Source organism: Nocardiopsis xinjiangensis YIM 90004 (genome assembly GCF_000341145.1).
Taxonomy (GTDB): Bacteria; Actinomycetota; Actinomycetes; order Streptosporangiales; family Streptosporangiaceae; genus Nocardiopsis; species Nocardiopsis xinjiangensis.
In genome coordinates this window covers 1-11,899 of record NZ_ANBE01000003.1, presented here as the reverse complement: position 1 = coordinate 11,899, position 11,899 = coordinate 1, and the positions used below count along the sequence as shown (strand labels likewise).

The 11,899-nt window shown below is 68.6% G+C and carries 10 protein-coding genes; 4 read left to right on the top strand and 6 right to left on the bottom strand.

Going from position 1 to position 11,899, the window contains the following annotated elements; translation table 11 throughout:
- Nucleotides 1–29: 29 nt before the first annotated feature.
- From D473_RS0100505 to plsX, 3 genes are all read right to left on the bottom strand, one after another.
- On the bottom strand, nucleotides 30–653 hold the full coding sequence (locus tag D473_RS0100505; RefSeq protein ID WP_017607133.1) for a YceI family protein: 624 nt from the start codon (nucleotides 651–653) through the stop codon (nucleotides 30–32).
- Between the two features lie 183 nt (nucleotides 654–836).
- Nucleotides 837–2,582: an arginine--tRNA ligase gene (gene argS, locus D473_RS0100500; RefSeq protein WP_017607132.1), complete on the bottom strand. Its 1,746-nt coding sequence runs from the start codon at nucleotides 2,580–2,582 to the stop codon at nucleotides 837–839.
- Between the two features lie 101 nt (nucleotides 2,583–2,683).
- Entirely contained in the window at nucleotides 2,684–3,769 is a 1,086-nt protein-coding gene (gene plsX, locus D473_RS0100495; protein WP_017607131.1) for a phosphate acyltransferase PlsX, read from the bottom strand.
- A 507-nt stretch (nucleotides 3,770–4,276) separates the two neighbouring features.
- Between plsX and D473_RS0100490 the strand changes: the two genes are divergently transcribed.
- Entirely contained in the window at nucleotides 4,277–5,518 is a 1,242-nt protein-coding gene (locus D473_RS0100490) for a KamA family radical SAM protein (RefSeq protein WP_017607130.1), read from the top strand.
- Nucleotides 5,519–5,744: 226 nt separating this feature from the next.
- On the opposite strand, the gene D473_RS0100485 is transcribed toward D473_RS0100490, so the two are convergent.
- Both D473_RS0100485 and D473_RS0100480 read right to left on the bottom strand, forming a co-directional pair.
- Nucleotides 5,745–5,996, bottom strand: a complete 252-nt coding sequence (locus D473_RS0100485) for a DUF397 domain-containing protein (RefSeq protein WP_017607129.1) — start codon at nucleotides 5,994–5,996, stop codon at nucleotides 5,745–5,747.
- A 468-nt stretch (nucleotides 5,997–6,464) separates the two neighbouring features.
- Nucleotides 6,465–7,352 carry a helix-turn-helix domain-containing protein gene (locus tag D473_RS0100480; protein ID WP_033352412.1) on the bottom strand — a complete coding sequence of 296 codons (888 nt, stop codon included), beginning with the start codon at nucleotides 7,350–7,352 and terminating at the stop codon, nucleotides 6,465–6,467.
- 318 nt (nucleotides 7,353–7,670) lie between these two features.
- Here D473_RS0100480 and D473_RS0100475 point away from each other — a divergent pair, with 318 nt between their 5' ends.
- Both D473_RS0100475 and D473_RS0100470 read left to right on the top strand, forming a co-directional pair.
- Complete coding sequence (locus D473_RS0100475) at nucleotides 7,671–8,228, top strand: ATP-binding protein (protein ID WP_017607127.1); 558 nt, start codon at nucleotides 7,671–7,673, stop codon at nucleotides 8,226–8,228.
- 166 nt (nucleotides 8,229–8,394) lie between these two features.
- Complete coding sequence (locus D473_RS0100470) at nucleotides 8,395–8,781, top strand: STAS domain-containing protein (RefSeq protein WP_017607126.1); 387 nt, start codon at nucleotides 8,395–8,397, stop codon at nucleotides 8,779–8,781.
- A gap of 88 nt (nucleotides 8,782–8,869) precedes the next feature.
- Here the strand turns inward: D473_RS0100470 and glmS are convergent, their stop codons facing one another.
- Nucleotides 8,870–10,723, bottom strand: coding sequence for a glutamine--fructose-6-phosphate transaminase (isomerizing) (gene glmS / locus D473_RS0100465; RefSeq protein ID WP_083917875.1), 1,854 nt, complete (start codon nucleotides 10,721–10,723; stop codon nucleotides 8,870–8,872).
- A gap of 332 nt (nucleotides 10,724–11,055) precedes the next feature.
- On the opposite strand from glmS, the gene coaA reads away from it, so the two are divergent.
- Nucleotides 11,056–11,899 (top strand): type I pantothenate kinase (gene coaA, locus D473_RS0100460; protein ID WP_017607124.1); only part of this gene is annotated, 844 nt, incomplete at its 3' end.

Sequence of the window (11,899 nt, the reverse complement as noted above, 5' to 3'; positions counted from 1 at the left end):
GCCAGGGGTCGGCCGACGCGGTCGGCCCCTCAGTCGATGTGACCGATCCGGCGCAGGAAGGCGGTCGGGTCGGCGTCCTGCAGGCGTACTTCGAGGACCACGTCGATGGTGTCGCCGACCAGGCGTCCGCCCCAGGCAAGCGGGCCGCCGTCGCCGACACCGAAGTCCGAAAGCGAGATCTGGGTGTTGGCGGAGAAGAAGTGGCCGTAGATGCCCTCGGGGTCGGACAGGTCGGGCGCCTCGCCCACCCACTGCGCCGGCATGGACACCGGGTTGGTCTTTCCGTGCACGGTCAGTTCGCCGTTCAGCGTGAAGCCGTTCTGCTTGCGGCGTCGGGGCACCACCGAGACGGAACGAAAGTGCAGTTCCGGGTAGGTGTCGCTGTCCAGGAAGTCCGAGGAACGCAGGTGGGCGTCGCGTGCGGCCACACCGGTGTTGATGCTGCCGGCGTCCATGGTCACGGCCACGGTGGACTCGGCGGGCTCCTCGGCGACCTGGACGATGCCGCGGGCCTGGCCGAAGGTGCCCTGCACGCGGCCGAAGCTGAGGTAGCGGGCCACGAAGATCAGGCTGGAGTGCAGCGGGTCGAGATACCAGGTCCCCGGTTCGGGGCCGACACGTTCGAGCGTGGACGACATGGACAGTACTCCCATATGTCTGGATTGTGGGGTTTGTCCATACGATAATTCGGCTTCAGGGGCCGCAGGGCGCTCAACGCTGTGATCGGAGCGAGATGTTCGACTCGATTTCGCAGGCCACGGGCGTGCAGGGAGCCCGGCCCCGAGCGTGCGCAAGGCCCCCGGACACCGGTCCGAGGGCCTTGCGGGAACACGCACTCACATGTACTCGGGCGACTCCACTCCGAGCAGGTCCAGGCCCTGGACCAGCACCTGCAGCGCCACCGAGACCAGCGCCAGACGCGACTCGCGCTCGGCGTCGGAAGCGGCGGTCAGCACCGGGCAGTACTCGTAGAAGGTCGTCAGCGACTGCGCCAGCTCGAACAGGTAGGTCGAGAGCCGGTGCGGCTGCAGCAGGTCGCCCACCTGGGCCACCACCGGGCCGAACCCGAGCAGTTTCAGGGCCAGGGCGCGCTCGGCCCCCTCGGCCACCGAGATCTCACCGCGGGCCTGCTCCGGCTCCACCCCGCCCTTGCGGAAGATGGAGCGGATCCGGGCCTGCGCGTACTGCAGGTAGGGGCCGGTGTTGCCGGTCAGCGCCAGCATCCGGTCGAAGTCGAAGGTGTACTCGGTGTCGTGCGCCACCGACAGGTCGGCGTACTTGACCGCACCGATGCCCACCTTGCGGGCGATCTCCGCGCGGTCCTCCTCGCCCAGGTCGGGGCGGTTCTCTGCGACCACCGAGGCCGCACGCTCGACCGCCTCGTCCAGGAGCTGCACCAACCGCACCGGCTCTCCGCTGCGGGTGCGCAGGATCTTGCCGTCGCTGCCGAGCACGTTGCCGATCTGCACGTGTGTGGTCTCGACGTCCTCCGGCAGCCACCCGGCCTTGCGGGCGGTCGCCCAGACCATCTTGAAGTGCATGGCCTGCGGGGCGCCCACCACGTAGAGGATGCGGTCGGCCTTGAGGGTGTCCACCCGGTACCGGACGGTCGCCAGGTCGGTGGTGGCGTAACCGTAGCCGCCGTCGCTCTTGCGCACGATCAGCGGCACCGGTTTGTCCTCGCGTCCGGTGTAGCCCTCGAGGAACACGCACAGGGCGCCGTCGCTCATGGTGGCGATGCCCTTGCCCTCGAGGTCCTCGCAGACCGCGTCCAGCATGTCGTTGTAGGTGCTCTCGCCGGCCAGGTCCTCGTCGGTGAGGGTGACGCCGAGCTTGCCGTAGACCTTGTTGAAGTAGGTCCGGGAGAAGCCGACGAGTTTGCGCCACAGGCGCAGGGTCTCCTCGTCGCCGCTCTGCAGCTGCACCACACGCCCGCGGGCCCGGGCGGAGAAATCACCGGAGCCGGTGCCGGACTCGTCGAACTTCGTACGGGCCGCCTGGTAGAAGGCGTTGGGGTCGGTGGTGAGCAGCTGGGCGTCCTCGGAGTCCTCGCCCACCTCGAGCAGGTGCTCGATGAGCATGCCGAAGGGTGTGCCCCAGTCGCCGATGTGGTTCTGGCGCACGACGTCGTGGCCCAGGAACTCCAGGGTGCGGGCCAGGGAGTCGCCGACGACGGTCGTGCGCAGGTGCCCGACGTGCATCTCCTTGGCGACGTTGGGCGCGGAGTAGTCGAGCGGGATGTTGTCGGGGGCCTGCTCGGGCACGCCCAAACGCGGGTCGTCGAGCAGGGACTGCACCTGCGCGGCGATCCAGTCCTCGCGCAGGGTCAGGTTGATGAAGCCCGGCCCGCTGACCTCGACCTCTCGGCACAAATCGGAGACGTCCAGGTGCTCCATGACCGCCGCGGACACCTCACGCGGCTTTCGGCCCAGGCGCTTGGCGAGTGCGAGAGCGGCGTTCGCCTGGTAGTCGGCGAACTGGGACGGACGGATGACGGGGTCGGTGCCGGCGAACTCGGGGCCGAAGGCGGCGCCGAGCGCGGACTGGACCCGTCGCGAGAGTACTTCCTGCGGGTCGGCCATGCTTTCCAGAGTACCGACCGGACCGGGCCTTTCCGACGGATGTGGGACGGTCCACAACGCGGGTCGCGGGCCCGGTCCCGGAGCGGACGGCGGGCCCGGGTTCACCGGTCCTCGTGCTGGGCGAAGCGGTTGAACCAGTTGGTCTGACGGTGCTGTACGCGTCGCCGGACCTGTTCGTCCATGCGCCCGGCAGCCAGGTCGTGGGCCAGGCGGCAGGCGTGGGCGATCCCCGGGGCGCGGCTGGACCCGTGTGCGATGACGACGGTCCCGTTGAGGCCGAGCAGGGCCGCACCGCCGTAGGTCTCGCTGTCGAGGCGGTCGCGCAGCTCGCGCAGGGAGCGCCGTTGGAAGAACGCCCCCGCCTTGGCCAGCGGGGTGGCGGTCAGGGCCTCGCGGACCGCCGACATCGCGAACGCCGCAGTGCCCTCGACGGTCTTCAGGGCGATGTTGCCGCAATGGCCGTCGGCGACCACGACGTCGACCGTGCGGGTCAGCAGGTCGTGTCCCTCGATGTTGCCGTGGAAGTCCAGGGCCCCGGTCTCCCCGGCCGAGGTGAGCAGCTCCCCGGCCTTGCGGGCCAGCTTGTTGCCCTTGCCCGGTTCCGAACCGATGGTCAACAGTCCGACGGTGGGCCGGTGCACGCCGAACGCGGTCTGGGCGTAGGCGCTGCCGAGGTGGGCGAACTGCACCAGCATCTCGGGTTTGGCGTCGGCGGTGGCCCCGGCGTCCAGCAGGACCGTGGGTTTCTCGCCGGTCGGCAGCGGTACCGCCAGGGCCGGGCGCACGACCCCGGTCTGGGTGCGCAGCCGCACCGTCGAGGTAGCAACGATCCCGCCGGTGGAGCCGGCCGAGACCAGAGCGTGGGCGATGCCGCGGCGGATCAGGTGGCAGGCGACGGCGACGCTGGAGCGCGGGCGGCGCCAGCTGGCCAGGGCGCCCTCGTGCATCTCCAGCACATCCTCCGCGTGCACGACGGGAACCTCTCTCAGGGCGTCGTGCTCGGCCAGCAGGGAAGCGATCTCGGTGCGCCGTCCCACGAGCAGGACCCGCAGCCCGAGTTCGCGTGCGGCGGTGACGGCGCCCAGGACGGCCTCCTCCGGCCCGTGGTCCCCACCCATGGCGTCGACGGCGACGATCGGCGGGGCGCCGTCGTGCTCGGCCGGCTCGAGTTCGGGTGTACCGCTCAACGGGGTGTGTCCTCCACGGGTCGGGCTCGTCGCCGGTGCCTCGTCTCCTGTGCCGCGCAGCCACGGTATCCGGCGGTGGGAGGTGGTGCGCGTGTGGCTCCTGGGCACCAGTGTGCCCCGCACCTAGGGGCTTCTGCGAAGATACTTCCGGTATGTCCCGTTAGGATCTGCTTTTCCGTGTAAGTGGGTACAAAGCCTCTATCTGGGGTATGCCCGCCCGTTGGTGTCGAGGGACGCGAAGACCCCCGAGGCCACACGACAACCGAATGAACCGCACCCGGTGGTTCGCGCGGGCCCGTACCGTGACGCGATCACCGGGTCTGGGCTGCCCGATTCAACCCTCGCGGGGAGCCCTGCCCTATTCGCCAGGAGAGGAGAGGCGTGAGCGTTACGCCAGACGCGGCACAGTCCCCGTCCGCCGGACGTCGGTTTCGTGCCTACACGACGAAACACCTTGACGAGCTCNCGCGGGGGGGAGCCGGCCTCGCAGCAGACGAGCGGCTCGCGGTGCAGGCGGTGGCCACTGTGCTGCCGTTCCGGGTCAACAGCTACGTCGTCGACGAGCTGATCGACTGGGATGCCGCGCCCGACGATCCGATCTACCGACTCGTCTTCCCACAGGCCGACATGCTGCCGAAGGAGGACGTGTCCCGGATCGCCGACCTGCTGAGCGCCGGGGCCAAGCGCAAAGAGCTCAACGAGGCCGCCAACGAGGTCCGTGCCCAGCTGAACCCGCACCCGGCGGGCCAGATGGACCTCAACGTGCCGACGTTGGGGAACGAAGAACCGATCCCCGGGATCCAGCACAAGTACAACGAGACGGTGCTCTTCTTCCCGAAGCAGGGACAGACGTGCCACGCGTACTGCACCTACTGCTTCCGCTGGGCGCAGTTCGTGGGCGACGCCGACCTGAAGTTCGCCTCCAGTGAGATCGACCAGATGGTCGAGTACGTGCGTTCGCACCCCGAGGTCACCAGTGTGCTCTTCACCGGTGGCGACCCCATGATCATGGGCGAGGGTGTGATCTCCAGGTACATCGAGCCGCTGCTGGAGATCGAGCACCTGGAGGCCATCCGGATCGGGACGAAGGCGCTGGGCTATTGGCCGCAGCGTTTCGTGACCGACCCGGACGCCGACGACACCCTGCGCCTGTTCGAGAAGGTCGTGGAGTCGGGCAAGAACCTCGCGTTCATGGCCCACTTCTCGCACCCGAACGAGATGGCGCCGGACCTGGTCCAGGAAGCGGTCCGCCGTGTCCGCAACACCGGCGCGGTCATCCGTACCCAGGCACCGTTGATCCGCACGATCAACGACGACCCGGGCACCTGGGAGACCATGTGGCGTACCCACGTGCGCCACGGCATGGTGCCGTACTACATGTTCATCGAGCGCGACACCGGCCCGCAGGACTACTTCGCGGTGCCTCTCGCGGAGGCCTACGACATCTTCCGCAACGCTTACCAGCGCGTCTCGGGCCTGGCCCGGACCGTGCGCGGGCCCTCGATGTCGGCCACACCCGGCAAGGTGTGCATCGACGGTGTCACCGAGGTCGCGGGGCAGAAGGTGTTCGTGCTGCACTTCATCCAGGCCCGCGATCCCGAGTTGGTCGGTCGGCCCTTCTTCGCCGAGTACGACGAGAAGGCCGCCTGGCTGTTCGACCTCAAACCCGCTCTGGGCGCCACCCATTTCCCGTGGGAGATGGTTCCCGAGGGCGGTTCCGACGGGTTGATCGACCTGCCCCGCCTGTAGCGGCGACCGTGGCCCCGGGCGACCGCCCGGGGCCACGGGGGACGGGCGCGCCGTCGAGGCGGCGCCGAGAAGACAGCGGAGCCCGGCGCCTGCGAAGGCGCCGGGCTCCGTCGTGTGTCCGGCCGAGGACGGAATTGGCCTGCTCCGCGGCCGTGGGCGGGCGCGGGGGCCATCGGCGGACACTGTTTTCCGGGATGGTCCGGGAAGGCCGCGGTGCGGCCGGGTGTCAGTTCAACAGTGCGTCGAAGTCGCCGGTCTTGGCGCCGCGCACGAAGGCTCTGATCTCGTCGGGGGTGTAGACCAGGGCAGGCCCCTCCGGGTCACGGGAGTTGCGGACGGCGATGTCGCCGCCGGGCAGAGTCGCGACCTCGACGCAGTTCCCGTCGGGGTTGCTCCAACTGCTCTTGGTCCAGGTGACCATCGGCAGACTGTCTGCCGGAACGCCGTTGTAGACCTGCATCTCAACCTCCTGGAACATCTGTGGACTGGTGAGCGGGGTGTCCACCCGCGGCAGGGACCCGCCGCGCCCGTAGTCCGGCCCCCGGGATCGTCCGAGGCGGCCCGGGGGGTCACGGAGCGCGTCCGGTCGGGGTTTCATCGACCACGGCGTTTGCCACAGCGTAGTCGATGCACGTGCATCCGTGATTACTTCTGTAAGCACATACACGTGGACCCCGGGTCATGTGATTGCGGATCCCCATGTCACAGCCGACGCATACGCGACGTGTTTGGTGCCGGGTTCCAGAATTGTTTCTCACCCGTGGCCGAAGGTGGACATTTCGGAGACTTCGCTTCTGCCCGAAGTGATGGACCGACTGCGGAGAGTAGTGGCGCGTGGCGGGTGAAAGCGCTGGGCGGCGGGTCGGAGGGAGCGCCGGGCGCCCGGGGGCTCGGATGGAGCGGTTCGGGGGCGGTCGATCGGGATGGGAGCCCGTGGGACAGGGGCTCAGGAGGAATAGCGGTCCAGGAACGGCTGGAGGATCTTCTCGGTACGGTCCGGCGTCGGCGCCTGTGTGGCCAGATGGTCCATCGTTTGTGCGTACCGGTGGGTGTCGTCGTACTTGTCGAAGTACAACGCGCTGCTCAGCTGCTCCAGGTAGACCACGTCCGGCAGCTGCGGCGTGGGAAAGCGCAGGATGCTGAAGGGGCCGCCGGCCGCCGGGTGCCCGCCGATGTCGAAAGTGGCGATCTGCACCGTGACGTTGGGGCGGCGGTTCATCTCGATGAGGTGCTCGACCTGTCCACGCATCGTCGCGCGGTCACCGTAGGGGCGGTGCAGGACGCCCTCGTCGACGACGGCCCACAGGTGTGGTGCGTCCGGATCGTGCAAACGTGTTTGCCTGTGCATCCGCATGTCCACCCGATCGGTGACGTCGTCGTCCGAGCGGGTGGTGCCCGACAGGTTGATCACCGCGCGTGCGTACTCCTCGGTCTGCAGCAGGCCCGGGACGAACTGCACCTCGAAGGTGCGGATCATCGACGCGGCTTCCTCCAGGCCCACGTACACACCGAACCACTGGGGGAGTACGTCGCCGTACTTGTGCCACCACCCCTGGGCGTTGGCACTGGAGATCAGTCCCAGGAGCGCCTCGCGCTGCTCGGAGTCCTCGATCCCGTAGAGCTTCAGCAGGTCATCGACATCCCGCCGTTTGAAACTCACCTGGCCGAGCTCCATCCTGCTGATCTTGGCGTGTGAGGCCCGGATGGCGTACCCGGCGTCGTGGCGAGAAATTCCCTTGTTCTTGCGCAAGCGTCGCAGCTGGGTGCCGAGAAGAATGCGCAGCACGGTCGGGCCGCCGCTGGAATTGGCCAGGAAATCCTCGTTGACCTGCAAATCCTGGGCCTGGTCGGTGGTCAAGGAGCCCTCCCTGTGGCGGCTTCTGAGCGAGCGATCGCCCAGTATAACGATGAGTTTCCATTGTGGACAGAGCGTGCTGTACGAGGCTTTCGCGCTGTCTGTCCTGCTCTGATGCGCGTGTCATTGCTGGTACCGGTACACGAATTCTCGCTCTCAGGTCTACCAATGCGGGCAGTTCGTCCTATAGTCTTACCCGGACATCATGCTGCACGTGCAGACGTGTCTTACAGATGTAAGCCACGCTCCCCCGTCAGGACAGGCCGAGCGACCCGACATCACATCGTGAGGAACGTGATGAACGCAGAGCTGATGCCTTCGGCGACCGCTCCCGAGGCATCCCCGAGCCGACCCTCCGCTGTGAGGGTCCCCGACCGCCGCCTCTCCGGCTGGTGGGATCCACCCTCCGGCCGACTCGACATCGGCGGTAGGACACGAACACAGGATCTGGCGGCGCGTTCCCTCGACTCCACGGCCCGTTCGGTCGGCCACGCCCGCGAGTTCGCGGCCGACGCCGCACGCGGATGGGGGATGGCCGCCCTCGAGGAGGACCTGCGCCTCATCGTCTCCGAGCTCGTCGGCAACGCCTGCCGCCACGCCGTCCCCACCGGCGCGGACCCGGCCCGTTCCCCCCTCGTCCTGCAGTTGCGCCTGCTCAGAGGCCAGGGCGCCGTGGTGTGCATGGTCGCCGACAGCTCCGATTCCGCCCCCACCCCCGTCGACGCCCACCAGTTCGCAGAGTGCGGCCGCGGTCTCGGTCTCGTCGCGGCGTTCGGTACGGAATGGGGCTGGAGCCCGGTCCGCGGCGGCGGCAAGGTCGTCTGGGTGATCTGCGGAGGCCCGGAACCGGTCTGACCCCCGCCCCGACTTCCGGTGCCTCCCACAAGGTACGAACGTCCTCCACAGGTGGGACCACGCGTCCGTGAGGCGTGGTCCGGGCCGAGTAGGCTGTCGAGTCATGTCGGTATTTGACCGAGCGGGTCCCGACAACGGGATCCTGGGCTCGACCCGGGAGTGAGGCGTGGCCGTGCTGGACACGGAACATGAACAGTTCGTCTGCGACGGCATCTCCGTCGTGGGAATCGAAGGCGAGATCGACATCGCCACCGCGCGTGCAGTGCACACGCGCCTGACCGAGAAGCTCGCCCACGGCTGCGTGGTCGCCGACCTCGGCGAGGTGGCCTTCATCGACGCCTCCGGGGTCAACGCGCTCGTCGGCGCCATGCGCGAGGCCGCACGTGGGAGCAGACATCTCTGCCTGGCCGCCCCGCCCCGACAGCTCTCCCGCATCCTCGACGTGCTCTCCCTGCATTCGGTGATGCCCACCCACCCCGATACCGACTCCGCGGTGGCAGCGCACACCTGCTGCGGGCGCAGCCGCGGACGTGTGCCCCGTCAGAAGGTCTGACCCTGCCAGAGGCCCTGACGGGGCGCCCGCACACGAAGGACGGGGCACGCCCGCGGGCGCGCCCCGTCCCCCTGATGCCGGCCGGGCCCTACTCCACGGTCACGCTCTTGGCGAGGTTGCGGGGCTGGTCGACGTCGTTGCCCTTGGCCAGAGCCAGCTCGCACGCGAACACCTGCATCGGGATCGTCGAGACGATCGGCTGCAGCAGAGTGGGCACCGCGGGGATCTCGATGAGCACGTCCGCGTACGGGCGCACCGCCTCATCACCCTTCTCGGCGATCACGATGGTGCGGGCCCCGCGGGCACGCACCTCCTGGATGTTCGAGACGATCTTGTCGTGCAGCACGCTCCGGCCCTCGGGGGAGGGAACCACCACGACGACGGGCAGCCCCTCCTCGATCAGCGCGATCGGGCCGTGCTTGAGCTCGCCGGCCGCGAAGGCCTCGGCGTGCATGTACGCCAGCTCCTTGAGCTTGAGCGCGCCCTCCAGGGCCACCGGGTAACCCACGTGGCGGCCCAGGAACAGCACGGTGCTCTCCTCGGCCAGCGAGTGCGCCAGCTCCCGGACCGGCTCGACGGTGTCCAGGACCTGCTCGACCTGCTCGGGCATCGTCGCGAGCTGCCCGATGAGCGCGTTGATCTCGTCCCCGTACTTCAGGCCGCGCACCTGGGCCAGGTACAGACCGATGAGGTAACAGGCGGCCAGCTGTGTCAGGAAGGTCTTCGTCGCGGCCACGCCGACCTCGGGGCCCGCGTGTGTGTACAGCACGCCGTCGGCCTCGCGCGGGATCGTGGAGCCGTTGACGTTGCAGATCGCCAGGACCTGGGCGCGCTGCTCACGGGCGTAGCGCACCGCCATGAGGGTGTCCATGCTCTCGCCGGACTGGGAGATGGCGATGACCAGGGTCTGCTGGTCCAGGATCGGGTCCCGGTAGCGGAACTCGCTGGCGACCTCGACCTCGCAGGGCACACGGCACCAGTGCTCGATCGCGTACTTGGCGATGAGACCCGCGTGGTAGGAGGTCCCGCACGCGATGATGACGATCTTCTCGACGGTGCGCAGCTGCTCCGGGGTCAGCCGCATCTCGTCGAGGTGCAGCTCTCCGTCGGTGGTCACCCGGCCCAGGAGCGTGTCGGCGACCGCGCGGGGCTGCTCGACGATCTCCTTGAGCATGAAGTAGTCGTAGCCGTCCTTCTCGGCGGCCGAGGCGTCCCAGTCGACGTGGTACTCGTTGACCTCGGCCGGGTTGCCGTCGTAGTCGGTGACCGTGACCGAGTCGGCGCGCAGTTCCACGACCTGGTCCTGGCCCAGCTCGACGGCGTCGCGGGTGTGGGCGATGAAGGCGGCGACATCACTGGCGAGGAAGTTCTCGCCCTGGCCGCGGCCCACGACCAGCGGCGAGTTGCGGCGCGCGGCCACGACGAGACCGGGGTCGTCGACGGAGACCGCGACCAGGGTGAAGGCGCCCTCCAGGCGCTTGCAGGCCTGGCGCATGGCGCCGGAGAGGTCGCCGTCGCCGCGCTCCTCGAGCACCTTGTTCAGCAGGTGCGAGGTGATCTCGGTGTCGGTCTCGGAGAGGAACTTGCAGCCCTGCTCCTCCAGCTCCCGGCGGAGGGCGGAGAAGTTCTCGATGATGCCGTTGTGGACCACCGCGACGCGACGCTCGTCGTCGACGTGGGGATGGGCGTTGACGTCGTTGGGGGCACCGTGGGTGGCCCAACGCGTGTGACCGATACCTGCGCCCTCGCCCCCGATGGGATGATCTTCCAGGGCCTGGCGCAGATTGGCGAGCTTTCCGGCCCGTTTCTCGGTACGCAGCGTGCCGTCGTCCAGCACAGCCACACCCGCGGAGTCGTATCCGCGGTACTCCAACCTGGCGAGGCCGTCCACGACGACTTCGAGCGCCGGTTGCGGCCCGACGTAGCCAACGATTCCACACATGGGGGTCAGCGTAAGTGAGCAAGGGCGCCGGATCGACCAACCAGCAGTCCAGACCAGTTGCCGTTTTGGCTGGTAGCGGTATAGACCATTCGGTGTATGGCAGGTAGACCGCGCAGATGGGGCGCGTGCGGAACGATCGAGTGCGTGCGTTCCGCGCCCCTCGGGCGAACCCGGAAAAACTTTCCCCGAGCCCCCGCTGAACGTGTGGTTTCGGACACGTTTGCCTGTTGTCGTGGTCGTTCCGGGGGGTCGGGCGCCGGGCCCCTTCCGGACAGACCCTAAGGTTGGCAACCGTGTCTCACGCGACGAAGAACGGCTTCTCCTCGCCGTACGTGGAACTGGACCGGGAGGCCTGGGCGGCCCTCCGTGCCTCCACGCCGCTGTCCCTGACCGAGGCCGACCTCGCAGAACTGCGCGGGACGACCGACCCCACGTCACTGGAGGACGTGCGCGACATCTACCTACCGCTGTCGCGCCTGCTCAACCTCTACGTCGGCGCCACCCAGCAACGACACGCCGCCGTGCGTGACTTCCTGGGTGAGGCCGACCGCCCGGCGCCGTTCGTCATCGGCGTGGCCGGCAGCGTCGCCGTCGGCAAGTCCACCACGGCCCGGCTGTTGCGCTCGCTGCTCGCGCAGTGGCCCAACCATCCCCACGTCGAGCTGGTCAGCACCGACAACTTCCTGCACCCCAACTCCGTGCTGCAGGCACGCGGCCTCATGCGCCGCAAAGGGTTCCCGGAGAGCTACGACCGGCGTTCCCTCGTCCGCTTCGTCTCGGAGATGAAGGCCGGCGCCGAACGCCTCGACATCCCCGTCTACTCCCACCTGCACTACGACGTGATCCCGGAGGAGCGGCAGACGGTCCACAGGCCCGACATACTCATCGTCGAGGGCATCAACGTCCTCCAGCCCGCCACCGCCGGGCGCCTGGCCGTGGCCGACTTCTTCGACTTCTCCATCTACGTCGACGCCAAGGTCGGCAACATCCGCGACTGGTACCTCGACCGGTTCCTGGAGCTGCGCCGCACCGCCTTCTCCGACCCGCGGTCCTACTTCCACCACATGGCCACGACCACCCCTGAGGACGAGGCGCTGGAGTTCGCCGCGAACACCTGGCGCACCATCAACGAGGTCAACCTGGTCGAGAACATCCAACCCACCCGCGGCAGGGCCA